20 protein-coding genes and 3 pseudogenes are annotated in these 23,947 nt (G+C 58.8%); 10 read left to right on the forward strand and 13 right to left on the reverse strand.

What is annotated here, in order from left to right; genetic code table 11:
* The 3 genes and pseudogenes from AC1D35_RS19530 to AC1D35_RS19540 form a co-directional block, all read left to right on the forward strand.
* On the forward strand, positions 1-903 hold a 903-nt coding region (locus AC1D35_RS19530; protein WP_477939603.1), incomplete at its 5' end, for a hypothetical protein.
* A 5-nt stretch (positions 904-908) separates the two neighbouring features.
* Positions 909-1,262 (forward strand): annotated as a pseudogene (locus tag AC1D35_RS19535) (ABC transporter ATP-binding protein); the annotation flags it as partial.
* Positions 1,263-1,414: 152 nt separating this feature from the next.
* Positions 1,415-4,153 carry an ATP-binding protein gene (locus tag AC1D35_RS19540; protein ID WP_477939605.1) on the forward strand — a complete coding sequence of 913 codons (2,739 nt, stop codon included), beginning with the start codon at positions 1,415-1,417 and terminating at the stop codon, positions 4,151-4,153.
* 81 nt (positions 4,154-4,234) lie between these two features.
* Here the strand turns inward: AC1D35_RS19540 and AC1D35_RS19545 are convergent.
* The 6 genes and pseudogenes from AC1D35_RS19545 to AC1D35_RS19570 all read right to left on the reverse strand — a co-directional run.
* Positions 4,235-4,806 (reverse strand): annotated as a pseudogene (locus AC1D35_RS19545) (pyridoxamine 5'-phosphate oxidase family protein); the annotation flags it as partial.
* 53 nt (positions 4,807-4,859) lie between these two features.
* Positions 4,860-5,537, reverse strand: a complete 678-nt coding sequence (locus tag AC1D35_RS19550; protein WP_477939607.1) for an isochorismatase family protein — start codon at positions 5,535-5,537, stop codon at positions 4,860-4,862.
* Positions 5,538-5,563: 26 nt separating this feature from the next.
* Positions 5,564-6,391 carry an alpha/beta fold hydrolase gene (locus AC1D35_RS19555; protein ID WP_477939609.1) on the reverse strand — a complete coding sequence of 276 codons (828 nt, stop codon included), beginning with the start codon at positions 6,389-6,391 and terminating at the stop codon, positions 5,564-5,566.
* Positions 6,392-6,432: 41 nt separating this feature from the next.
* Positions 6,433-7,179, reverse strand: a complete 747-nt coding sequence (locus tag AC1D35_RS19560) for an alpha/beta hydrolase (RefSeq protein WP_477939611.1) — start codon at positions 7,177-7,179, stop codon at positions 6,433-6,435.
* Between the two features lie 64 nt (positions 7,180-7,243).
* A complete protein-coding gene (locus AC1D35_RS19565; protein WP_477939614.1) occupies positions 7,244-8,215 on the reverse strand; it encodes an alpha/beta fold hydrolase in 972 nt (323 codons plus the stop codon).
* A gap of 201 nt (positions 8,216-8,416) precedes the next feature.
* The gene (locus AC1D35_RS19570) at positions 8,417-9,346 is read right to left on the reverse strand and encodes a LysR family transcriptional regulator (RefSeq protein WP_477939616.1); all 930 of its coding nucleotides are present in this window, start codon (positions 9,344-9,346) and stop codon (positions 8,417-8,419) included.
* Between the two features lie 79 nt (positions 9,347-9,425).
* Here AC1D35_RS19570 and AC1D35_RS19575 point away from each other — a divergent pair, with 79 nt between their 5' ends.
* A complete protein-coding gene (locus AC1D35_RS19575; RefSeq protein ID WP_477939618.1) occupies positions 9,426-10,319 on the forward strand; it encodes a DMT family transporter in 894 nt (297 codons plus the stop codon).
* Between the two features lie 452 nt (positions 10,320-10,771).
* On the opposite strand, the gene AC1D35_RS19580 is transcribed toward AC1D35_RS19575, so the two are convergent.
* The 5 genes and pseudogenes from AC1D35_RS19580 to AC1D35_RS19600 form a co-directional block, all read right to left on the reverse strand.
* Positions 10,772-12,271, reverse strand: a complete 1,500-nt coding sequence (locus AC1D35_RS19580; RefSeq protein WP_477854748.1) for an ABC transporter permease — start codon at positions 12,269-12,271, stop codon at positions 10,772-10,774.
* Positions 12,268-13,116, reverse strand: coding sequence for an ATP-binding cassette domain-containing protein (locus AC1D35_RS19585; protein ID WP_477939621.1), 849 nt, complete (start codon positions 13,114-13,116; stop codon positions 12,268-12,270). The genes AC1D35_RS19580 and AC1D35_RS19585 overlap by 4 nt, the downstream gene beginning before the upstream one ends.
* 3 nt (positions 13,117-13,119) lie before the next feature.
* Positions 13,120-14,088: an ABC transporter substrate-binding protein gene (locus AC1D35_RS19590; protein ID WP_477939623.1), complete on the reverse strand. Its 969-nt coding sequence runs from the start codon at positions 14,086-14,088 to the stop codon at positions 13,120-13,122.
* Positions 14,089-14,123: 35 nt separating this feature from the next.
* The gene (locus AC1D35_RS19595) at positions 14,124-15,473 is read right to left on the reverse strand and encodes an NtaA/DmoA family FMN-dependent monooxygenase (RefSeq protein WP_477939625.1); all 1,350 of its coding nucleotides are present in this window, start codon (positions 15,471-15,473) and stop codon (positions 14,124-14,126) included.
* Positions 15,474-15,704: 231 nt separating this feature from the next.
* Positions 15,705-16,142: pseudogene (locus tag AC1D35_RS19600) on the reverse strand (IS5 family transposase); the annotation flags it as partial.
* A gap of 243 nt (positions 16,143-16,385) precedes the next feature.
* Here AC1D35_RS19600 and AC1D35_RS19605 point away from each other — a divergent pair.
* The 5 genes from AC1D35_RS19605 (at position 16,386) to AC1D35_RS19625 (ending at position 20,642) form a co-directional block, all read left to right on the forward strand.
* Entirely contained in the window at positions 16,386-16,943 is a 558-nt protein-coding gene (locus tag AC1D35_RS19605; protein ID WP_477854744.1) for a VOC family protein, read from the forward strand.
* A gap of 318 nt (positions 16,944-17,261) precedes the next feature.
* A complete protein-coding gene (locus AC1D35_RS19610) occupies positions 17,262-18,227 on the forward strand; it encodes a LysR family transcriptional regulator (RefSeq protein WP_477939627.1) in 966 nt (321 codons plus the stop codon).
* A gap of 105 nt (positions 18,228-18,332) precedes the next feature.
* A complete protein-coding gene (locus tag AC1D35_RS19615) occupies positions 18,333-19,046 on the forward strand; it encodes an SDR family NAD(P)-dependent oxidoreductase (RefSeq protein WP_477939629.1) in 714 nt (237 codons plus the stop codon).
* A 70-nt stretch (positions 19,047-19,116) separates the two neighbouring features.
* Positions 19,117-19,749: a DsbA family protein gene (locus AC1D35_RS19620; RefSeq protein WP_477939631.1), complete on the forward strand. Its 633-nt coding sequence runs from the start codon at positions 19,117-19,119 to the stop codon at positions 19,747-19,749.
* Positions 19,750-19,964: 215 nt separating this feature from the next.
* Positions 19,965-20,642, forward strand: coding sequence for a type 1 glutamine amidotransferase domain-containing protein (locus AC1D35_RS19625; protein ID WP_477939633.1), 678 nt, complete (start codon positions 19,965-19,967; stop codon positions 20,640-20,642).
* A 195-nt stretch (positions 20,643-20,837) separates the two neighbouring features.
* Here AC1D35_RS19625 and AC1D35_RS19630 read toward each other — a convergent pair whose 3' ends face one another.
* Complete coding sequence (locus AC1D35_RS19630) at positions 20,838-21,743, reverse strand: DMT family transporter (RefSeq protein WP_477939635.1); 906 nt, start codon at positions 21,741-21,743, stop codon at positions 20,838-20,840.
* A 96-nt stretch (positions 21,744-21,839) separates the two neighbouring features.
* Here AC1D35_RS19630 and AC1D35_RS19635 point away from each other — a divergent pair, with 96 nt between their 5' ends.
* A complete protein-coding gene (locus tag AC1D35_RS19635; RefSeq protein ID WP_477939637.1) occupies positions 21,840-22,628 on the forward strand; it encodes an AraC family transcriptional regulator in 789 nt (262 codons plus the stop codon).
* Positions 22,629-23,364: 736 nt separating this feature from the next.
* On the opposite strand, the gene AC1D35_RS19640 is transcribed toward AC1D35_RS19635, so the two are convergent.
* Positions 23,365-23,871 carry an SRPBCC domain-containing protein gene (locus AC1D35_RS19640; RefSeq protein ID WP_477939639.1) on the reverse strand — a complete coding sequence of 169 codons (507 nt, stop codon included), beginning with the start codon at positions 23,869-23,871 and terminating at the stop codon, positions 23,365-23,367.
* Between the last annotated feature and the right edge of the window lie 76 nt (positions 23,872-23,947).

Here is a 23,947-nt window from a genome sequence, read left to right on the forward strand (position 1 = left end):
CATATGAGCTGGCACTGGGGCGGCTCCTACAACGTGCCTGAAGGCGCGCGCTCGATCCTCGAAATCGACGACGGCAGCGGCAGCCTGTTTCTCGATTTTCCCGCTTTGCCCGCCGGCGGCGGCCGGCTGCTGCTGGCAACGCTCGACCCGCACTCGCACAACGGCCAGCGCTTCATGCCGGCCACCACCCTCTTCCTGCGCTCCTTCTATCCCTGGCTGAACTGCGAACTCGGCATCGTGCGGCCGGCGAGAAATCGCTTCACCTATCTGCAATGCTCGCATTTCCCCTCGGAATGGCATCCCGAATGGATTGAGGAGAGCCTGAAGCAAGTAGGCTTCGAACCGCTCTTCGCTCCGCTCTACGACCTCGGCCCCGAAATGCTCGCCGAGACAGATACGCTCTACATTCCAAGCAGCCATGACGAGTTCTTCCTGAAGAGTCGGGCGAACGATCTCCTCGCCTTTCTCGAACGCGGCGGAAACCTGATCATCGCGGCCGAACCCTGCCAACCCTGGCTGCCCTTCATGGCGCCGTTCCACGCCGTGCCGCCGCGTCCCTTCACCAACATCAAGGTCCGCATCCGCGACGACCGCTTCGCCATCTTCTCCGATCTCGGCGACGGCTTCGATGGGTGGAAGGGAATTTTCGGCCAGTATGCGCGCGGCTGGACCGATCCGCCGCCCGGAGCGATCTGGCTCACCGATGTCGGGTCTGAGCATGATCCGAAACCGGCGGACTGGATATGGCAATATCCGACCCAGACCAGACGCGGCGGATATGTCTTCATGCACAATGGCGACAACATGACCCGCTATCCAGACCGAGGCCCGAAAAAGGAAGCGCTGCTTGCCAATATCGCCGTCGCGCTCCGCAAGCTCTCAATAGGCGAGTTGTTGTTCTAACGGGATACCCGCAGMAATTCTCCGGCGGCCAGAGGCAGCGTATCTGTATCGCCCGTGCCCTCGCGTTGGAACCGAAAGTCATCGCTGCGGACGAGTCAGTCTCCGAACTGGACGTTTCCATCAAGGCTCAGGTGATCAACCTCCTCCTTGACCTGCAGGAGTCGCTTGGTCTCTCCTACCTGTTCATTTCGCACGACATGGCAGTTGTCGAACGCATGAGCCACAAAGTAGCAGTCATGTATCTCGGTGAGATCGTGGAGATGGGACCAGCGAGTTCGGTATTTTCCAACCCACAGCACCCATATACCAAACGCTTGATGGCTGCGGTGCCGATTCCTGACCCGTCGCGACGGAACATGGTTTGGGCACTGCCAGTATCGAACTAACGGTTCATACTGTGCAAGATCCCTGTGTGAGAGCTGAACAAACTGGCCATTAGCTCGCCCTAGATATGTCTTGCAAATGGGCAAGTGCGGTGTGATGTCTGGATTTTGGGATGTGTGAGGGCTAAGTGTCGAACGACGGTCGGTCGCGTACCTTGTCGAAACAAACCGCCTACCAGTTTGGCGATTTCCGGCTGATGCCAGAGGCCCAAGCCCTCCTGTATAAGGGGCAGGCCGTCGGGCTCGGCGGGCGAGGTTTCGATATTCTCACCCTTCTCGTAGCGCGGGCTGGCGAGGTAGTCAGCAAAGCAGATCTGTTCGCGCACGTATGGCCAGACTATATCGTCCACGACCATAACTTGAAGGTCAATGTCGGCAACCTTAGACGCTCGCTGGCCGAACTCGATCCTGCCACGGAGTATATCGCAACCATCGCAGGCCGGGGCTACAAATTCGTCGTCGAGTTGGAAAGCGATCGCCCGGCGCCAGCACGACAGATTGCTTCAATCACAAGTCATCATACCGCTCTACCCCAGGTGAGGCAGCTCCTCGGCCGCGATGACGCGATCCGGCAAATCCGCGGCCAGCTCGACCAACCGGGTTATGTCACCATCGTCGGGCCAGGGGGGGCCGGAAAAACGTCTCTTGCGGTCACGGTTGCTCAGCAATCCTGCGGGGCAGGCGAGGCCATCGCCTTTGCTGATCTCTCGACGCTCAGCGATCCGCGATTTGTGGTGCCAGCGATCGCGTCCGCTCTCGGCGTCTCCCTCGGATTTGACGATCCGATCACAGGCGTGATCGATGTCCTTCGTAGCAACAAGCTGCTTCTGATCATCGACAATTGTGAGCACGTCATCGCGATGGCCGCGACGGTGGTCGAGCGGATATCATCAGAGGTTCCTGCTGCCCGTATCCTCGCGACCAGCCGCGAGCCGCTGAGGACGCGGCAAGAGCAGATCCATTTTCTCTCCGGGCTCGCTTATCCAGACCCGACAACGGCGCTCTCCACGAGCGATGCGGTGCAGTTTCCGGCGGTCCAGCTCTTCATCACCAAGGCGCGCGGCTCTGGCGTTGGGAAACCGACGGACGAATATGTTCGGAATGTCGTCTCGATCTGCACCCGGTTGGAAGGCCTGGCACTCGCTATCGAATTGGCCGCCGGCACGGCCAGTGTTCTTCCACCCTCGGCGCTCGATGACCTCTTCAAGGATGGCTTTGATTCGATGAGTCGGGGCGCAAGGGATACGCCCTTGCGCCACCAGACGCTGGAGGCCACGCTCGACTGGAGCTATCGGCTTCTTCCCGATCGCGAGGCTGTATTGCTCGGTCTGCTTTCGGTGTTTTCGGGACGTTTCAACACTGACGACGTGGAGGCTATGTATTCCGCTGGCGCTCTCGAGCCAATGACCGGACGCGACGCCCTATCGCAGCTTGTGGCAAAATCGCTCGTCGCCGCAGAATACGACGGCGGGACTGTGAACTACAGGCTGGCCGAGAGCACCGGCACCTATGCTGCACGGCGTCTTTTTGGTTCACGCTACAGGGAGAAAGCACGGCAACATTTTGCCATCCGGATAAKGGATAAGCTGCAGATCGCCGAACGGGAATGGTCATCACAGACGTCTCGCGAATGGCTCGGGAAATATCGGAGGCAGATCGACGATGTCCGCGCCGCGATCGCCTGGGCGTTCGATCCTGCAGGCGACGCTGCTTTGGGTGTCGAACTGGTGGTCGCTGCATTGCCGCTGTGGCAAGAGCTTTCAGCGTTCAGGGAAATGCTGGAGGCGATCGACCTTGCAAGCTCAAACAGCGCTGCATTGGTAGGGCTTGCGCCTATGGGACGAGCAAAGCTCTCCACCGCGCGGGCCTGGGCCATGACGCTGGCACGAAACATGCACCCGCAAACTGAAGATGCCTGGCGCGAAAGTATCTATCATGCGAACGGGTCTCGCGATGCCGAGTTTCAAGTGCGCTCGGCATGCGGACAAGCCGTTTTCCTTGCTTATTCCGGCCGGCCGCGCACGGCGTTACGCAGCATGAACGATTTTGCGGCAGCAAAGGGTTTGGACTGGGCATCAGCGCCCGACGGCAAGCGGCTGTTGGCGCATATCGAGATTTACGCTGGTGAGCTAAATTCAGCATCAGCGCATCTTGAGGCGCTGATGGGTGAATGGGGTCACCTTGAAGAGGGTCATGGACTGTCCCGGTTCCAGGTCGACTTACCCGTTGGCATTCGTCTGTCTCAGGCATTTTTGTTCTGGTTACAGGGTGACCCTGATCGCGCTTCCAGTCTGGCCAGTCGCGCCATTGATCGTGCCGCCGATCTCGATCACATGATATCTTTGGGCAATGCCATCTCGCTGGCTGCTCTACCCATCGCTTTCGTGGAGGGTGATCTGGAAATCGCTTCGCAGCTTCAGCGGCAGTTGGCCGACGTCAGCAGGCGTGAAAGCGTCGGCATTTACGAGGGGACAGCCACATTTTTCGACGGTGCTATCCAGTCGGCTCGAGGTGACGAAGCTGGTTTTACCTTGATGCAAGACAGCATTGCCAGATTGCTCCGGGGAAGCTGGCGTGCTCGCGTCCCTTTCTACCGCAGCCTATTGGCGGAGGCCTATATTGCTGCAGGCGAGACGCAACTTGCCGAGAATAGCCTGCGCGCCGTGCTTGGTGAAATCGGGATTCGTGAGGAACGTTGGTGGCATCCGGATCTTTGGCGCGTCGCGGGCATGATTGAGGCTGGAAGAGCCCGTCCACACCAAGCAATGCGCTATTTCCAGAAGTCGTTGAACAGCGCGCTTGCCATGGGTGCGGGCGCAGCGACCAAGCGGACCCAGCTTGCCATGGCTACAACAGACTTGCGCTGAACCTGGCGCTTCAATCTGAGGTTCGATGATTGCCCCCTCAATCTTTTCGTCGCGAGCCGATGCGCTCCATGAGCGACGCATTTCTCGCTCCAGCTGGGTAATCTTGTCCAGAAGGTGCGGTGAGGCCGCCAGAAATTCGGCTTCGGTCAACTGCGGCACGATATGTTGCAGACAGTTCCAGTCGAGCGCCTCAAGCTTCAGCTCGAAAAGGCGTTCAGCCTTGGCTCCATATTCACGGTCTGTGATGCTCTCCGTGAGCACCGCGTCCGCGTTGAGTTCCAGCTTCTAATCTTCAGCCGGGTACGGGCTGGATAGTCCATCAGAAACAGGCATGTCCGGTCGTTCTCTGCCAGATTTCCGGTGCTGATATATAGGCGATTACCACGGTGATCGATGAAGGCGAGCGTTCTATCATCGAGGACCTTGAGAAAGCCCTGAGGCCCGCCGCGATGCTGGACATAGGGCCGCCCGTTTCCGAAACCGATGCCGTATAGAAGCTGTCGCGCTGTGCGATGAACGCGATTTCTCTCATCGAGRACCGGTCGAATTCGCGGTGCCCCTTGAAGTCGGACCCAGAGACGATCCGCTCCCATTTCTGCTTGCGCCCTGCAAACTGCAGGCGTGATCGCGATATCCACGATACCATAAGTCATATCGTATCTCCCTAAGGTGTGGTCAGTTCGCAGGGCGGGGGATGCATACAGTGCTAGATTGCCTCTCTAGCGGCCTGCTGCGCTCGCGCATAGCTCTCGGCCACCGCAGCATAGTTGGGCGCGACCAGTCCGTAGAGCTTGCCGAGTTCGGCAGCCTCAGGCCGCGCCCAAGTGCGGTGAAGCTCGGACAGCAATGCGTTGGTCGATGTCGGCTTGACGCCGCCCTGCACGAACCGGGCAAGCGAAATCCGAGAGGCCATTTCGCTCGGATCCCCCGACGCATCGAGGACCGCATAGACGTCGTAACCGGCGGCGCGGGCGTCGAGCGCTGGAAACATCACGCAGACGCTGGTCCAGACGCCTGCCATGATGAGAGTATTGCGGCCGGCCGAGCGAACCTTTGCGACAAAATCATCATTGTCCCATGCGTTCACTTCCCCCTTACGCGGCACATAGACGGCGTGCGGAGCCAGTTCATGGATCTCGGGCATCAGCGGACCATTGGTGCCGGCAGGTTCCGAGGCGGTCGTAATGACCGGGATATCCAAAAGAGTGGCAAGCCTGGCGATCATCTCCACATTCCGGCGCAGATCAGACACCGAAATGTCCTTAACGGTCTGGAACAGCCCCGACTGGTGATCGAGAAGCAGGATCAGGGCGTCGGAGGGATCGATGAGGGCCGCGCCGCCACCGGTCGGAAGCACGCTCGGCTTGGATTTGCTATTGTACATGGTCATTGTCCCTTTTTAGGTTTCAGTTAGTGGGTCAGGTTTCGGGCGAGGAAGTCGCGCATTACCGGGATCATCTCGTCCGCCTTGTCTTCGAGGGCGAAATGTCCGGTATCGAAAAAATGAAGTTCGGCGTTGGGCAGGTCGTGGAGATAGGCTCGCGCTCCCTCGGGCCGAAAGATGGGATCATGCTCGCCCCATAGGACCAGCGTAGGCGGCTGGTGTTCGCGCAGATAAGCGTGAAACGCGGGGTAGAGCGCGACGTTGGTCCGATAGTCGTAGATAATATCCAGCTGGATTTCCGCGCTGCCCGGGCGGTCGAGGAAGAGCTGATCGTACAGCCACGCCGCGGGATCGATTCGCGCCTCGTCCTTCGTGCCGGCGAGATATTGGAAACGTGTGCCGTCGAGCGACAGGAAAGGCCGCATCGCGTCGCGGTTTACCGGGCCGTTGTCGGCCCAATAGGCGCGCGTCGGCGCCCAGAAATCCCCCATGCCATCCTCGTAGGCATTCCCGTTCTGGACGATCAGGGCGGTCACCCGGTCCGGATGCGCGAGCGCCACGCGAAACCCGGTTGGCGCGCCATAATCCATGACATAGAGAGCGTAGCGTTCAACACCCAGTTGCTTGAGAAGGCTAGCGATGACATTCGAGAAGGCGGCAAAGCCATATTCGAAGTCGTTCGAAGAAGGCATTCCCGACAGACCGAACCCCGGAAGGTCGGGCGCGATCACATGATAGCGGTCGGCGAGCGCTGGAATGAGGTTGCGGTACATGTGCGAAGAGCTCGGAAAACCGTGCAGCAACACCACGACAGGTGCGCCCCTTTCTCCGGCCTCGCGGTAGAAGACTTCCACTCCGGCAACGCTCGTGGTTCGGTGATAGGTGACAGGCCGGTTCATTGTCTGGTTCCCTGGGTCGGCGTTGAGGCCGAGGCAGCGACCGCAATGAATGCGGCGACTTCCTGCGGGTGCGACATCATCACGGCGTGACTGCAGTCTATTTCGGTGATCGCTGCGCCGGCACGGGCAGCCATCCGGCGTTGCGCACTTGGCGGCACCATCCTGTCGGCGGACGCAACGAGATAGAAGCTGGGTTTGGTCTTCCATGCTGCATGGGTGAGAGGCGCAATGACCGCCGCAAGGCCCCAGGGCAGCTGCGCCGCTGCCATGAACCGCGTGGTGGCATGGGCGACATCGGCTGCGAAGGCTTCCGGAAAGCTGGCCGGGTCGACAACAAGGTAGCCGTCCTGCGGGGGGAGCAGCGGCGCCTTTGCCTCGCCAGGCTCTTCAGGAGCTTCGTTCAGCGCCGCGACCGACTCTCCGACATCCGGTACGAATGCCGCGATATAGGCCAGCGACCGGACCTTGGGGTTGGCGCCGGCTTCAGTGATGACGGCTCCACCGTAGCTGTGGCCCACCAGAAGAACCGGGTGTCGGGCCGCAGCGATCAGACGCTCGGTGGTGGCAACGTCGCCTTCAAGCGAGATCGTCGGGTGTTGGGCGACAAGCACTTCAAATCCGCGGTCGACAAGTTCGCCATAAACCTGTCGCCAGCCTGAGCCGTCGACAAAAGCACCGTGCACGAGGACGATCGAAAGGGATGGCGCCCCAGTTGCCTGGGTACCCAAAACGGGATTGGTCATGATCTTTTCCTTTGAGGGGGCTGGCGGCGGGGCCGTTGGCCCCGCGAAATGGATTAGTTATCGATTAGTCGCAAACCTTGCGGTCGAGGAAATCGCGGATGAGCGGCGCCATCACGTCGAGTTTGTCCTCAAGGGCGAAATGACCACTGTCCAGAATGTGCATCTCGGCGTTCGGAAGATCGCGAAGATAGGGATGTGCGCCGGGTTCGGGGAAGATCTTGTCGTTCTTGCCCCAGACGATCAGCGTCGGCGGCTGGTGATCGCGGAAGAAGGCCTGGAACTGCGGGTAAAGCGGAACGTTGCTACCGTAGTCACCCAGCAGATCGAGTTGAATGTCTTTGTTACCAGGGCGATCAAGCAGGGCCTGATCGACAACCCAGTTGTCGGGGCTGATATGTGCGACATCACCCATGCCGTCGGTGTACTGGAACTTCGTCGTTTCGAGCGTCACCAGGCCGGCGAGTGCTTCCCTGCGCTCTGGCGTCTTCTCGGCCCAATAGGCCTTGATCGGATCCCAGAATGCGGCGAGGCCTTCGGTATAGGCATTGCCGTTCTGCACAATCAGGGTTTCGACCCGTTCTGGATGTTTCAGCGCCAGGCGGTATCCGATCGGCGCGCCGTAATCCATGACGTACATACTGTAGCGATCGGCTCCAACCTTTTCGGTCAGCTTGTCGACGATGTTGGTGAGATTCGCAAATGTGTAGTCGAACTTGCTGTGATCGGGTGCGTCACTCTGGCCGTAGCCGGGATAGTCAGGTGCAATCACGCGGTAGCGATCCGCGAGCAGCGGAATGAGGTTGCGGAACATGTGTGACGAGGTCGGAAATCCGTGCAGGAGCAGCAGGACCGGCGCGTCCTTGGGGCCGGCTTCGCGGTAGAAAACCTTCACACCGTCGATCGTCGTGTTTTTGTATTGAATTACGGGAACAGCCTTCGCGGCAATGACCGCATTATTCGGCAGGCAGCGGGCTTCGGCCGCAACGGGCGTAATCGCCATAAGAAGTGCGACAGTGGTAATAAGATGTTTTTTCATGATGCGTTCCTTTTCAAAAGTGGGTGCTGATCGAGCATCAGCGCCTCTGGAAAAAGGACTAGCACCAGCGGTCTTCGGGCCTGGGATAAATAAGGGTAAAAAGTTGAACAGTCAGTCGTGGTTGATCGCACAACCAGCAGCGTGAATCGCTCGATCCAAACAAAAGGCAATCTATTGCCGTTCACAGAGGGGCATTAATTATCACTGTCGCGATGTGCCTGGCGCTGTAAAAGCCGCAATCGTCGCCTCTGTCTGCCCCGCTTCGCTGAGCAGTCGTCGGGCAAGTTCTATCGCTGGCCCGCTCAGTCCACCTTCTGGACGAATCAAATGAAAGGAAACGTGATACTTGAGGGTCCGCTCGGAGACGGATACAAGGCTACCATCGGCGAGAGCCGCGTCCGAGAGCGGGGGTCGAGCTAATGCTATACCCACACCTTCAACGCAAGCGTCGATGACAAGATTGTAGTCTTCGAACCGGCGATCCTGGCCGCGAGGAAGATACTCGACACCGTCTGCCGCGAGCCACCGGCGCCATCCTTCAATCGTCGAATCATGAAGAAGAGGCATTGCCAGCAGCGACCGCGCATCCCGGTGTTCCCCAAGCTTTGAGAGAAGTGCAGGCGACATGATGGGAAAAGAGCTTTCGGCCCAGAGGGGAACAGCCCGTACGCCGGCCCAAGGCCCCTTGCCACAACGAATGGCAAGGTCCGTCCCTTCACTGAAATCCGCCAGACGATGCTCTAGCAGCAAATCAAGATGAAGGTCGTCACGTTCAAGATTTGGCAAGCGGGAAAACAGCCAAAGCGACGCGACCGACGGTGTCAGCGAAAGTCGGACGGTTGTCTTGTGGCGGCGGGGAACCCACCGCTCATCGCTGCCGGTCAGAAGTGTCAATGCCTCCTGGGCTCGGGCAAAGAAGCGCATGCCTTCCGGGGTCAGGCTGACGCCTCGAGCCTGTCGGGCGAACAGCTGCACGCCCAACCAGCGCTCCAATCGCGATATCTGCCTCGAGACGGCACCATGGGTGATACCGCCTTCCTGCGCGGCGGCGGAAAAAGAGCCCAGCCGGGCGGCACGAGAGAAAGTCTCGAGCGTATCGAGCGGCGGAAGCGTTTGTGAGCTGTGAACCATAGGCACATGAGAGCATCGATTGCGATGCTTTTCAAGCCGAGACTCGGTGCCTAAGTTAGGCCAAAGTTCAGGAGCGCCAATGACCGTCCTCGCAGACAATCCAACGAAAAGCACCTTTGACGCGCCGGCTCTTGCCGCGATCGTCATAACGATCCTCTTTTGGGCATCATCTTTTGTTGTCATCCGAATCTGCCTTGGCCCCCTGACGCCCGTCCAGCTCGCGACCGCACGTTACGTCGCCGCCGGAGTGATCGCTCTCGGCTATCTCATGTTCCGTTGGACAAGGCCAAAAGGGCTTGACCTATTGCGCCTGTCGGTCGCTGCCTTTCTTTTTATCGCGGCGTACGCCGTCCTGCTAAATACCGGAGAACAAAGCGTTGCGGCGGGACCTGCCAGCTTCATTGTCAACACGATGCCTGTATTCACGGCCCTCATAGCGACATTTACTCTAGGAGAGCGTTTTGGCTTATGGGGATGGGTCGGTACGGCCGTGTCATTTTGTGGCGTGGCGCTCATTGCGGCCAGTGCCGACGGGGCTTTCGATTTCGATCCTAACGCCGGATTGATCCTCGCGGCGGCTTTGTGCGCGGCAGTCGCCAGTGTCTTGCAAAAGCCCATACTCAACCGGATGCCGGCACTGGCAGTTACAGCCTGGGTTTTGCTAATTGGTTGCTTACCGCTATTACCAGCTGTTCCGGCAACGATTGAAGCGGTTATCGCTGCCCCGGCCGCCGTCAACCTTGGCGTGGCTTACCTGGTAATTTTTCCGACAGCGATCGGTTATGTAACGTGGGCAATCGCCTTGAAGCGGCTGACGGCTGCGCGCGCCTCGAACTTCTTATATGGAGTACCGCCTACCGCAACGTTTATCGGCTTCATCTGGCTCGGAGAGATTCCCTCCCTTCTTGGGACGATCGGAGCGTTAACGGCAATATTTGGGGTGGTAATTGTTAACTTCATGCGTCAGAGATGACGCTTGTTCCCGAAAGTCGTTGAAAATCCAGGCTGAGCTTGGGTTTACACAATGCGCGGCTGTGCGGCCCTTTGCATCACGACCTTTCCAATCATTGTGCCCTTCTCGACGAGATATGCCTCCTGCGCGATCGCACCTGGTACCACCGCACAGCCACGGTGGAACACGATCGGCTCGCGTCTTTCGGACCCCAGTGCTGCCGGAGAGGGAACAAATTTCACTTTGGCGATAAGGCAGTGCGCAACATTCATCCATCAGGCGCAGGGTCCTGCGCTGCGCTGGCCGCCGTTCGCAGCGAACCAATGAACGATGCCAGTCCCCCTGCGAGTGCGCGCCGCCTCATCTGATGAGGTGAGGCCGGGTGCGTTCCTCGAATGGAAGTCGTGCCCCATTCCTGAAGATGGGGAACGACCTTTTCGACGAATTCGTCGAAACCGCTGGCCGTCTGATTGTCAGTCACGAGGGGTCCGACGGCCTTGCACCACGCGGTCCAGCACGATCGCGCAGAGCAGGATCGCGACGCCGGCCAGCAGACCTTGTCCCTGGGCAGCATATTGCAGGGCATGCAAGACATCTTCTCCAAGGCCCTTGGCACCGATAAGAGCCGCAATCACTACCATGGACAGGCACATCAGGATGGTCTGGCTGACGCCCGCCATTATTGAGGGTGCAGCCGTCGGCAGGTCGATCTTGAAGAGAACGAATGAACGGGACGCACCGAAAGCGATGGCGGCCTCCCGGACCGATCCAGGCACCGAGGCGATGCCGAGCGCGGTCAATCGGACTACCGGCGGTATGCCGAAGATAATCGTGGCGATGATGCCCGACGGTTTACCGATCCCGAACAGGGCGATGACCGGTATCAGATAGACGAATGCCGGCATGGTCTGCATGAGGTCGAGCAGCGGGCGCAGCACCGCAGCCACTTTCTTGTTGTAGCCGCACAGAACTCCAAGGGGGATGCCGACCACGATCGAGAGCAGTGCGGCGGCGCCGAGGAGCGCAACCGTCTGCATACTCTTCTCCCAATATCCAAGGATCGCCAGATAGCTCACCGCCACCAGGGTCAGGAGAAAGATCCGAAATCCGGCAAGTTGCCAGGCGATTGCGAGGATCAGGCTCATGACGACCGGCCACGGCGTCTTGGTGAGGATCGCCTCCATGAGGCCTAGCATCGTTTCGATGCACGCCGTGAACGCTGATGCGACGGGAGCAATCGAATTGCTGAAGGAGGCAACGGCCGTGTCGAGCCAGGCTGCGACGCCGGAATTCCACGACGGGTCGCTCGGAAAGGCGCTGAACAATGTGCGCTCGTGGAAATGCAGAAATATGATTGGAACGAGGACGGCTAGCAGCACCGTGGCGCCAAATGCGTGCAAGAGACTAAATCCGCCTTTGGCTTCACCATGTTCGAGGCGCCACTGGCGAAACCGGCGTTCTGCGAGATGGTTGGCCAATCCTCCCAGCAGGATGCGCGAAAATACAAGAAGGCCCATGCCGGTCAGAACGATGAGAAAGGCGCCCGACTTTGCGTCATCTGCATGCCTGCGCGCATCCTTCGCGGCCTGGTCTAGGGCGCTGGCCGAACTTGTTAACGATTTTGCGATGGAGGATGTGGGATCCTTTTCGTTTGCTGTCTTCATTTCGGCGAGGCGCGTGACGAGGAGAGCTTCGAGGCGATCGGCGCGCGCGCCTTGATCAAGGCTCGCACCGCCGGCCAGCCCGAAGGCGATCAGGACGATCGCAAGCAGTTCAGCAATCAGAAAAGGCCAGAAGGCCGACCATAGATGGCGCCCGGCGAGCCAGATCGGGCCGAGGACAAGCGAAGCGATGTTGAGTGAGGGAACGTAGCCGCGCCGCTCGCCAATGCGTTGAAACGCATCGACGTAATAGGCTTTGTTCGCGACGACGAACCGGCCGATAGCCTCATCTCGTGCCACGTGATTGCTCATGCGCTTGCCCGGTCTCTGTGGGAAGACAGATCGTCGGACGACGACCGCCGCGCATTGCGAACGAAACGCCGGACGTAGTCGTCGGCCGGGGTCCTCATCAGGTCGCTTGGAGTTCCCGACTGCACTATGCGGCCCGCCCGCATCAGCACGACGCGGTCAGCGATCCGGAACGCCTCATCGACGTCGTGCGTGACGAAGACCGTTGTCTTTCCGAGTTCGCGTGAGAGGCTCATGAACTGGGTCTGTAGGTCGTGTCGGATAAGCGGGTCGAGCGCGCTGAACGGCTCGTCCATGAGGAGGATATCCGGATCCGCCGCCAATGCCCGCGCAAGGCCAACACGCTGTTGCATCCCTCCGGAAAGTGCGCTTACGCGTCCATCGCCCAGACCTTCCAGACCGACGCGGCTCAGGAGTTCGTCGGCTCGATCCTCTCGTCTGGTACGGGCTACACCTTGGATTTCGAGGGGGAGGCCGACATTGTCGCGGATCGACAGGTGGGCAACAAGAGCGTGGGACTGAAAAACCATGCCGATCCTGCGTGAGCGCAGTTCCCGAAGAGCCTTGTGCCCCAGCGAGCAAACATCCGTGCCATCGACACGCACCGTTCCGGCACTCGGTTCGACGAGCCGGTTGATAAGGCGCAGCAACGTCGACTTGCCACTGCCTGAAAGCCCCATCAGGCAGACGAGTTCACCTTTCTCGACCAGAAGACTGGCGCCGCCGACGGCGATGGTGCCCTTATGGCGCCTGAGGACGGTCTCGTCCGGGGATGGACGACGCGCTTCGGCCAGAACCGAGCCTTCGTCCCTCCCGAAAACCTTCCACACATCCTCAAGCACAATCATGGATCAGTTCCCGATCCAACCGGCGACGAGATCGGGATTGGCGGCAAGCCATTCCTTTGCCGCTGCATCGGGCGTCTTTCCTTCAACCGCGATCGCGTATGCGAGCTTGCTGACGGCCTCGGTGCTGAAGGTCACTTTTTCGAGTACGGCCGCGACGTCCGGAGCGCTTTCTGCCAGCGAGTTGGAATAGGCGATGTGGATCTCAGCGTCCTTGTAGGCCGACTTGATCGAAGACTTTTCCAGCCAGTTCGGATCGGCCGGCTCTACGAACGTCCAGTTTGCTTCGACGTGTGCTGGTTCTTCAAGCACTTCCAGCTCATAACGTGCGAAGTTCTGGTGCGGCCCATAGCAATAGCCGATCCAGCCGGTGCCGCCTTTTACAGCCGCATCGAGATCTGCCGTCGCGACCGCTTCGTCGGTCGTCTGCAAGTCGAAGAAATCGGCGAAACCGTAATCACGCGCACGAACGGTTTCGATATTGGTCGACAACCATCCGGCAGCGCCGATCCAGATCTTGCCTTTGCCCTTGCCGTCAGCGGAAAACGCCGCCGCCTTGGCGGGATCGGAGAGATCGAAGACAGAGTGAACGTTATACTTCTCAGCGGCCGCCTTGGTCGTGCAGTAGCCTTGCGTGCCGGCGTAAGAGTTGGCGGCGAGCTTCACCTTGCCGCCTTCGCTTGCATATTGATTGACAAGCGCCCTCTGGTTCGGAAGCCACACATCGGTCCAGATATCAATCTCGCCGCTATTGCGGTTCAGGGCTTCCCAGATAACCGGGACCGACGCAGCCTTGACGGCCTGAACTTCCTTCCCGAGTTGCTCTTCGAGAAGGGCTTTCACCACATAGGCCGTTCCTTGCGCGGTAGCATAACCGGGATCAGCGACGGTAATCGGATTGGCGAGCGCGAGCGCCGGCGTAAGTATTGCGGCTGCGAAGGAGACTGCGGTTATAGGCTTGGCGATCAGGGTCATAAGGGGTGTCCACATGGGTTTGAAGTGATCGGAGTTCAGCCGAGCTTGCGCGCCGGTTGAGCTTGTTCTTTCTGGATATCCGGTAGCCCGAGCCTCTGGCGCAGCGATCCCGTATGCGGGCCAGAGTTGAGAAGGCCGCGCTTTCTGAGCAGGGGGACGACGCCGGAGATGAAATCGTCCTGCCCCTGCGGAAATGTTGGCGGCATCAGCATGAAGCCGTCTGCGGCGCCGCCGGCATGCCAGTCCTCGATGTGCCCGGCAACGTCTTCTGCCGTACCAATGACCTCGACATGGCCACGCGCGCCGGCAATCCGTCGGGCGAGTGCGCCGACTGACAGTCCTTCCTTCCTGGCGAGTTCGGTAAGCAGTGCCTGGCGGCTGCGGATGGAGTTCGAGACGGGCAGGTCGGGCAGGGGGGCGTCAATATCGACATCAGAAAGATCGACATCACCGAGGTAGGTCTCGAGAAGCGACAGGGCGACGTCCGGTTGGATGAGATCCTGGAGTTCGGCGTACTTGTCTTCCGCTTCGGACTTGGTCTTGCCGATGACCGGAAAGATGCCCGGCAGGATGAGAACGTCGTCGGGATCGCTGCCGGCCAGTTCGCGCCGTTTCCTGATGTCGTCGCGGAAACCTCGCGCGGAGATGATATCGGTCTGCGCGGTGAAGACGACGTCTGCGGTTTTCGCGGCGAGCGCCTTCCCGGCATCGGAGGAGCCCGCCTGCACGAGCAGAGGTCGCCCCTGGCGCGATGGCAGGACGTTCAACGGACCCTTGCTGCGGAAGTAACGTCCCTGATGTCCTGCAGGCCCGACGGCATCATCCTGAAAGAAAACACCACTCTTCTTGTCGCGGACAAACCGTTCCGGGTTCCAGCTTCTCCAGAGAGAAATCACTGCCTCAACGAATTCGTCGGCACGTTCGTAACGTGCGCTATGATCGAAGTTCGGTCCTGGGTTGAAGTTGTCGCTTTCCTGTTCGAGCGAGGATGTGACGATGTTCCAGCCGATGCGACCGTTGCTGATGAGGTCGAGCGACGCGAGTTGGCGGGCGAGATTGTAAGGCTCGTTGAACGTCGTCGATGCCGTAGCTACCACACCGATCGTCTGTGTGGCCGTCGCCACTGCCGCCGCAAGCGTCAGCGCCTCGAACTGATGAGACCATTCATCGACACGCCGCAGCGCTTCCGGGCGCGCCTTCGGAACGCCTAGGCGATCCGATATGAAGGCGATGTCGAAACCGGCGGCCTCTGCCGATCTTGCAGCGGCGATGTAATGATTGACGTCGATATTCGCATCGACCTGCGTCGATGGGTGACGCCAGGCAGCGACATGGTGGCCGCTGGGGTAGAGCATTGTGGCGAGGACAATCTTGCTTAAAGGCATCGGAATGCTTTTTCGAATGAGGAATATTCCCTCAAAATACCGAAGACGCGCCCACCGAATAGGAATGCCTATTCAATTTATGGAAAAAGTGGAGAAAGTTTTGGCCGTCGTTTCCCTAACTCAGGATTGGTCGCGGCTTCTCTGCTTTGTCGTGGTCGTCAATGTCTTGCCGTCCAGATGCATTCCGCCGTACGCCTTTTTCGCTAGATCGGAAAGAGATGCTCTGGCGAGGAGTTCTTGGCGGAACCAGGTGCTGTCGTAGCCCTTATCGGCGATGAGGCAATCAGCTTTGGGCAACGCGTTGAGCACGATCCGAGCGCCCTTGTGGTCGCTCATCGGCCTTCAGAGAGCAGCATGATGATCGGCCGGCCGTGATCATCGCAGACGGCATCGAGCGTCGAGTTCAGCCCGCCCTTGGTTCGCCCGATACGACGGGGAACATAGAAGGCTTGCCGCGGTGCGGTGGGCCTTCAGATGTGTCGCGTCGATCATGATGTGCTCAGGCAGGGGGCCTTCGCCGGCCAAGGCAGCGAAAACCCTGTCGCACACACCGAGCCGGCTCCAGCGAATGAAGCGGTTGTAGAGCGTCTCATGTGGCCCATACTGCGAAGGTGCATTCTTCCACTGCAGACCATTGCGGATCACATAGACGATGCCACTGACCACACGAGCCGTCCTCACGAGACCTTGAGCTTATTTCGGGCTTATAGTCGAACGATCAAGGCAAGCCAGGTTATGGCTTCGCTGTCTCGGCCGCCTAATCGACCTTTCGTCCGCAGCGGCTTCCAAACCGATCAGGTCGGATACTAAGGTATCGACAATACCTTGGTTCAATGGAGGGCCTGCATTCACCTAAGGTAACGTCCTTCCTATCGCGAAGCTGCCGCGGTGGTTGCAAACAAGGAACCGGATATGACCGCTACTGATACGAAAACCAGGATCGCTGAAACGTCCGATGCCAAGCCCGTCGCGATGAACCTTGAACTAATCGTCATTCCGGTGTCCGACGCCGAGAAATCGAAGCTGTTCTACACGAACCTGGGATGGCACCTCGACATCGACCATTCTACGGGCGACGACTACCGCATCGTCCAGTTCAGTCCACCAGGATCAGGCTGCGCCATTATGTTCGGACAAAACATAACAACTGCGGCGCCTGGATCGGTGAAAGGAATGCATCTTGTCGTCTCCGATATAATGGTAGCGCGCGCCGACTTGGTCCGCCGCGGGATCGCGGTCAGCGAGCCATTTCACGACGCCGGTGGCATCTTTCACCATTCCAACGGCAAGGGCATTATGCAGGGACCGAACCCTGATCGAAAGAGTTACGCGTCCTACGTCCGCTTCGAAGATCCGGATGGAAACGTTTGGACGTTGCAGGAGATTACGGCACGCCTGCCTGGCCAACCTGGAGACAAGACTTTCACAGGCCAGCTTTACGAAGCTGTTTGGGGCGTCTCTGTAAAGTGAGCTTCGGCTTCCGAAAGGCCGTTATAAAAAGAGGGTGCCGCAACACTCTCTCGCTCCAGCAATTGGTAGCCATTGCGCATCGATCGAGATCATCGAACTGGGCATCGGTGGCCAGGAATTGATGGACGATCTCTGCACCGTCGGCTGCAGAAAAACAGTTGACGTGAGGAGAAGGCGCACAGCTCATTGGGCAATTTGCTGGCGAGGATTTCGGTTTGCGAGGCCCCCATCCGTTTCTCCTCTTGGAGCGGCTGCCGGCCATTTACTGATGGTTCGGATCCCGCGATAAATTGATGCTTTAAATTCGCGGAGCACGAAATGGATCGCATCGACGCAATGAAGGTGTTCATCACCGCCGTGGACGAGGGTAGCCTGGCTCGCGCAGCCCGAAAGCTAAAGCGGTCGCCTACGGCAATCAGCCGCGCCCTGAACTCCTTGGAAGCGCACGTCGGCGTCGAACTTCTTCACCGGACGACAAGAAGGCTCAAGCTCAGCGACGCGGGCCAGCGGTATGCGGCCGCGTGCCGCCGCATCCTCACCGATCTCGAAGAGGCCGACATCATCGCGGGTGCGGAGCGGGCCGCGCCTATGGGCGTTCTTACGATCTCCGCCCCGCCTATCCTTGGTGAAGAAATTCTCCGACCGATCCTCGATGAATTTCTTCGCGCCCATCCGAGCGTCTCTGCAAGGTTCTTAATGCTCGATCGCTTCGTGGACCTCGTCGATGAGGGCGTCGACATCGCCCTGCGGATCGGAAATCTCCCGGACTCGTCGCATATCTCCACTCGGATCGGTGGAGAGGTCAGGCGCGTGGTCGTTGCTTCGCCCCGATACCTCGCTGAGAATTCGCCGATCGACGACCCCTCCGATCTCGCGAAGCACCAGATCGTAGCGTTTACGAACTTCGGACTGGAATCTTGGAGTTTCGGCCCGGCAAAGGGATCATCGGTGCCGCGAACCGTGCACTTCACCCCTCGCTACGAGGTCAATAGCGTACGCGCGGCGTCCGCCTCTGCTGCCGCCGGCATCGGCCTTACAAGGCTTTACTCCTATCACGTTGCGGAGTTCATTCGAAATGGGCGCCTGAAGATCGTCCTTCCGGAGGCCGAGCCGCCGGCTCTTCCCGTGCATCTCTTGGCACCGCAAGGTCGGACCGCCGTTGCGAAGGTGCGCTCCTTCATCGATTACGCGGCTCCACGACTGAGGGCGGAGTTGAGTCGGATCGCGTCCGAAGCTGGCGTGTTAGAGAATTCTGCCGAAAAACGGTTGAGTGCATCCCGGTAGGCAGCAATTCTCGCGGACAATGTGTGCATCTAAATCAATAGCACCGACGCCAAGGGCGGCGGGCGGCCCTGGTGAGGACCGCTGCAATGGAAAAGGATGCACATCATGAGCAATCAGCAGAAGGTCGCCATCATCACCGGCGCCTCGCAGGGTATTGGCGAAGGTCTTGTCCGCGCATATCGCGAGCGGAACTATCGCGTCGTCGCTACTTCTCGTTCGATAAAACAGGGTTCGGACGACGGAGTCCACGCCGTCGCAGGCGACATCTCCAACTCCGAGACCGCAGACCGAGTTATTCGTCAAGCGCTCGAACGTTTCGGCCGCGTCGATACACTAGTGAACAACGCCGGCGTGTTTACCGCGAAGCCATTCGTGGATTTCACGCAGGACGACTACGATTTGAACTTCGGCGTGAATGTTTCGGGCTTCTTCCACATCACCCAGCACGCCGCCCGGGAAATGCTCAAGCAGGGCTCCGGCCACATCGTCAGTATCACGACGAGTATCGTCAATCAGCCGATGGCCGGCGTTCCCGCCGCACTTGCCTCACTCACGAAGGGCGGATTGAACGCCGTGACGAGGGAATTGGCGATCGAATTTGCCAAAACGGGAGTTCGTGTGAACGCCGTATCCCCGGGCATCATCAATACGCCGATGCACGCTCCTGAGACCCATGAGTTCCTGTCCGCCCTCCACCCCGTAGGCCACATGGGCGAGATCCGCGACATCGTTGACGCGGTCATTTACCTCGAAGGGGCAAGCTTCGTCACCGGAGAGATTCTCCACGTCGACGGCGGCCAGAACGCCGGTCGTTGGTAGGCGTCAGCGAGAAAGCAGGTGCATGGTGCAAAATGCGCCATGCATCAAATAGCAAGTGAAAGGAAAAGCAATGGAACTCATACTCGCCGCCGATCCGATGTGCTCATGGTGTTATGGATTCAGCAAGCAGATGGAGCTTCTACTCCAACGGCGTCCTGACGCCTCATTGAAAATTGTGCTGGGTGGACTGCGCGCGGGAGCGACGGACGTTCTCGACGACGCGGGAAAGCAGTTTAGACTACATCATTGGGCAAAGGTCGAGGAAGCTAGCGGCGTCCAGTTCAACCGCGACGGTCTGCTCGCAAGGACTGGATTCGTCTACGACACCGAGCCCGTATGTCGCGCGGTCGTTACCGCCCGTATCCTTCGACCCCAGGCCGACCTTCTAAAGGTCTTCCGGGCATTCCAGCATGCGTTCTATGTCGATGCCCTAGACACCACCAATGGGTTCGTGTTGGCGGAAGTCGGATCCCGCGCTCTTGAGGAACTTGGTCATCCTGTCACTGCCGAGGAGTTCTTCGATACCTTCAAGAAACGGAGCACCATCGAGGAAGCAGCGACGGACTTCGCGACGTCTCGTGCCCTGGGCGTTTCGAGCTTCCCAACGCTGTTTATTAAGAAGGGCGAATATCTTCGTCGGGTCGGCGCGGGTTATACACATGTCGATGAACTTGAGAAGCACTTGGCGGCAATGGCCGCCTAGCGGTCGGTCCAGATACTGTTCCGGGGATTACGCAATGCCCGTTGGCGCCGTGCAGGTAACTTGCGAAGGCACGGCGCCTGATCACGCCTCGGCCAGAGGACTTCGAAACCGATACCAAGGTCTCCCCGATACCAATGTGCAAATGCGCATCTCGAAGTCGTGGCTCACAATCTCGGCGGCAGCGCTCGCTGCTTAACCGAAGAGAGGAGCGAAAGATGAAGATCCTGATGGTGTTCACCTCGCACGACACACTTGGCAGTACGGGACGCAAGACCGGGTTTTGGCTCGAAGAGGGCGCCGCGCCGTATTACGTCTTTCGCGACGCCGGGGTGGAACTGACACTGATTTCTCCAAAGGGAGGTCAGCCCCCAGTCGACCCAAAAAGCGACCTTCCCGAGAACCAAACACCAGCGATGACGCGATTCAAGGCTGATCAAGCAGCGCAGCAGGTGTTTGCGACGACCAGAAGGTTAAGCGACGCCCGCTCTGAAGATTTCGACGCGGTCTTCTACCCTGGCGGCCACGGTCCTATGTGGGATCTCGTCGATAATCCGGAGTCAATCAAACTTATTGAATCGTTCTACAGTTCCGGAAAACCTGTAGCCGCGGTTTGCCATGCGCCGGCCGTCTTGCACCGCGCCACTTACCAGGGCGTGCCGATCGTAGAGGGCAAGCGTGTGACTGGTTTCGCAAATAGCGAGGAGGAAGAAGTGAAACTGACAAAGGTTGTCCCATTCCTCGTCGAGGACGAACTCAAGCGTTTGGGCGGCTTATACGAAAAGAAGCCGAACTGGGAGAGCTTCGCGATTACCGATGGCAGGCTGATCACTGGACAAAATCCGGCGTCGTCCACCGCCGGTGCGCAGTCCCTTGTCAGGTTGCTCAAAGCTTAGTTCGACCGCCGACCCCCGAGCATGATCAACCCGAGTAGGGCCCTCCCTGCCGGGCGCGCGGTCCGTGGTCGCCAAAGAAAAGAGATCGAACATTAGCGAACTTCCCGTCTGCGTAACGGCAGATGAGGGAAGCTTTAGAAGAGATAACCTTGGGGACTCGCCGTTATCCGGGCCTTGCCGTGGTCTAGTCCAACTTTACTCGGCATTCACCGCTATAGTGACCGGCCGTTTCTGAGCGGCTTTTCGCTGCACGAGAACGATGCCGGCAATCGTCATTCCGCCTCCGACGAGATGATAAGGATGCAATGTCTCGCCGAGGAAAATTGCAGCGATGATCGCAGTCAGGATTGGTATCAGGTTCATGAAAATCGCGGTGCGGGCCGCGCCAAGATGCTTGACGGCCGACATCCAAACGAATGGCGCCAGAATAGAGCCGGGGATTGCGGCATAAAGAACCAAGCTGGCGTTCGGCAGGGTGAGCGCGGGAGCATCGGACAGGAGATAACCGGGGAGAAGGAACACGACTGCCGCGCAGATCTGGATGTAAATCGACGTCCATGTGGCCAGCGGGATCGTCCACCGCCGCAGGAGGATTCCGTAAGCGGCATAGGCGAGCACAGCAACAAACATCATCGCGTCGCCATGTCCGACACCTYGGGACAGAAGTCGTGCCGGGTTGCCTTGCCCGATGATGATGAAGATCCCGACGAGTGAGATTAGAGCGCCCGACATTGCGAGCGATGAGGGCCTTTCACCAAGGAATAGCGCACTTAATATCATGGTCAGCAGCGGGACAAGCGACAGCATGATCGCCATGTTAGTGGCTGACGTGAATGCGGCTGCGTAGTAGCCGAGGCCCTGACAAGCCGCCATGCCAAGCAAGCCAAGAAGTGCAAGCCTGGGAAGATGAATGGCAATCGTCCTTCGGTGACGCCAGGCATCCCGCGCGATCAGGGGCGTCAAGATCAGAAAAGCAATCAACCAGCGTTCGAACGCTATGACGCCGGGTGGGATCGCGCCCGCTGCAAGCTTGCTAACGATCGTATTCCCCACCCAGATGACGACCGCTAGCAAGGAAAACAGAAGATATCTAACAGGCATGCAAGCCTCCACGTTTCAACTGCTTCCCACCTATCAAAAGTCTGATTATCGTTATATAGTGATAATAGGACATGTAATCGTGAGAATGGAACTGCAATGGTGCCTGTCATCCATGCCGGACAGGATCCGGCGCCTTTGTCCTTCAGAACCGAGAACTACGAATCCGGAGCAGTCTTMGAAGAGAAGCGGCAATCTTGGGGGAAAATCGGTTACGCGGTCCGGGGCGTCATGGAAGCTAGAGTGGAGGGGAAGCGGTTCCTGTGTCCACCGCACTTTGCGACATGGATTCCGGCCGATGCTCTGCATTCCTGCCACAATCGCGAAAACGTCAAGTTCGTTTCCATCTATATTGATCGCGAACTTTGTTTGGAAATGCCGGCAGTTGCCTGCACACTCGCGGTCAGCCCGTTGATCAAAGCCATTCTCGCTGACTTTGCCGAACGCCGCATAACGGTGCCTGAGACCGACGCTGACCACCGCCTCGCACTGGTATTGATGGATCAGGTGCTGAAGGCGCCCCGGCGCGAGAGTTTTCTTCCCGTGTCCGACGACAAGCTGCTTTGCTCGATTACGGATGTGCTGCAAAAGGACCCAAGCGATCGCAGATCTCTTTCGGAATGGGCACGCTCGCTCAATGTGGCGGAAAAGACATTGTCGCGACGCTTTCAAGCGCAGCTCGGCATTTCATTCAATGACTGGCGGCAAAGGCTCAAGCTCGTCGCAGCACTTTCCCTGATCGAGGGCGGCACATCCATTCAGTCGATCGCGGCTGCGCTCGGCTATAGCAGCGCTTCAGCATTTATCGCCATGTTCAAGCGCCAGACCGGGACGAGCCCAACACAGCTGACAGGATCGTTCGCAGACATTGGCCTTGCAGATTTTTGATCGCTTACGATCCGACTTATCCTGTAGAGCCAGTCAAATGGCGCCGATCTAGCTTGAGCTTCGCAACCTTGATGAATTGATCGTTCACCTTGCCGACGTTCTTTGGGGACCAGAAATCGGTCGCGAGCGCCTCGCGAAAGTTGACTGCTGCTAGCATCGCATCTTCCTGTTTTGCACCGCCAGATAATAGGCCAATACTCCGCCACGTTTCTTGAACGTTTGTGCAGCCTAAAACGATAGCTGCTCCTCGCGATGCTACGGACCTGGAATTGTCGCCGATTCCCCGATCCACATCGGCACTATAGATGCCAGGAGCGGGACCGGCGGCAGAAATTCAAGGCGCGCCATTGGCAGTCTCGGGTCAGGACCAAGGCAATGAGTTGCCCGCCAGGCACCAGATCGTCAGCGAAATCATTGTCAGGAAGCCAAAGACCGACCCGAGAATGGCAGCCGCTCCGAAGGAGTTCTCAGAGACTGTCGCAAAGGATGCGGCAGCCCCCGTGGATCATTGCCCAGCCACTTCTGATTGTAGAGTACCAGCCACGCCCCACCGATCAGATTTGTCGTCGTGGCGGCAGAGTTTCCGACCCGAGGCGCCCCGGTGCGCGCCAGCCGCCCGACAATCGAAAAACTGCTAGGAAAAAGAGCAGTCACAACGTCGAAGTCGACTGAGGGCCGACTCCGGTTGGATCCAATGCCGGGATCGAACGCCCTCCAGGTAGGTGCTCCAGCTGATTTAACACCGTACTCGAGCTTCGCGCTTGACCGCGACATCTGCGAGATCGCGAAGCAGCTTCTCGTGGGTTCGCCAGAAGATGTCTGGCGCCTCCTTTGCCAGTTCGATCCAGAGCGGTCCTTGCATGGTCTCCTCTGTCCAGAGGTGGCATCCCTCATCGGTCGGCGTGATGATCCAGGCGTGATAGGCCCTCGAGGCGGCCGAGGCGGCCGAGGCCTTGGGGCCGCCCGCCCATGCGATACGGCTGATCGGCTCGAACTCGACGACCGACGCTGACACGTCCTGTCCGGCCAGATTGGTCTCGAAACGAGTGCCGAATTGCAGACTTACATGTCCGTCCAGGAGATCGACATGCGAGACGCCGGGACAGAAGCTCGTCCATGCCAGCGGATCGGTCAGAAGCGACCAGATCGTCGCCGGAGACGCGGCTACCTCGAGCTCGTTCGTGAAGTGGATCGGAGAGCGGCTGGGCGTCATATCCGCCGGCCAGTTGATGACTTCGAACATTGTGTTTCCTTGCGATCAAAAGACCACGTGCAATCGGCCAATAATTGCGGCGGATCGCACGCGGTTCGTAGGAATG

Source organism: Rhizobium sp. P1_E6 (genome assembly GCF_056405875.1).

Bases quoted from the DNA above. Each gene is read 5' to 3' on its own strand.
- AC1D35_RS19550 (WP_477939607.1), bottom strand. From the start codon at position 5,537: ATGTACAATAGCAAATCCAAGCCGAGCGTGCTTCCGACCGGTGGCGGC.
- AC1D35_RS19560 (WP_477939611.1), bottom strand. From the start codon at position 7,179: ATGACCAATCCCGTTTTGGGTACCCAGGCAACTGGGGCGCCATCCCTT.
- AC1D35_RS19565 (WP_477939614.1), bottom strand. From the start codon at position 8,215: ATGAAAAAACATCTTATTACCACTGTCGCACTTCTTATGGCGATTACG.
- AC1D35_RS19570 (WP_477939616.1), bottom strand. From the start codon at position 9,346: ATGGTTCACAGCTCACAAACGCTTCCGCCGCTCGATACGCTCGAGACT.
- AC1D35_RS19575 (WP_477939618.1), top strand. From the start codon at position 9,426: ATGACCGTCCTCGCAGACAATCCAACGAAAAGCACCTTTGACGCGCCG.
- AC1D35_RS19580 (WP_477854748.1), bottom strand. From the start codon at position 12,271: ATGAGCAATCACGTGGCACGAGATGAGGCTATCGGCCGGTTCGTCGTC.
- AC1D35_RS19585 (WP_477939621.1), bottom strand. From the start codon at position 13,116: ATGATTGTGCTTGAGGATGTGTGGAAGGTTTTCGGGAGGGACGAAGGC.
- AC1D35_RS19590 (WP_477939623.1), bottom strand. From the start codon at position 14,088: ATGACCCTGATCGCCAAGCCTATAACCGCAGTCTCCTTCGCAGCCGCA.
- AC1D35_RS19595 (WP_477939625.1), bottom strand. From the start codon at position 15,473: ATGCCTTTAAGCAAGATTGTCCTCGCCACAATGCTCTACCCCAGCGGC.
- AC1D35_RS19605 (WP_477854744.1), top strand. From the start codon at position 16,386: ATGACCGCTACTGATACGAAAACCAGGATCGCTGAAACGTCCGATGCC.
- AC1D35_RS19610 (WP_477939627.1), top strand. From the start codon at position 17,262: ATGGATCGCATCGACGCAATGAAGGTGTTCATCACCGCCGTGGACGAG.
- AC1D35_RS19615 (WP_477939629.1), top strand. From the start codon at position 18,333: ATGAGCAATCAGCAGAAGGTCGCCATCATCACCGGCGCCTCGCAGGGT.
- AC1D35_RS19620 (WP_477939631.1), top strand. From the start codon at position 19,117: ATGGAACTCATACTCGCCGCCGATCCGATGTGCTCATGGTGTTATGGA.
- AC1D35_RS19625 (WP_477939633.1), top strand. From the start codon at position 19,965: ATGAAGATCCTGATGGTGTTCACCTCGCACGACACACTTGGCAGTACG.
- AC1D35_RS19640 (WP_477939639.1), bottom strand. From the start codon at position 23,871: ATGTTCGAAGTCATCAACTGGCCGGCGGATATGACGCCCAGCCGCTCT.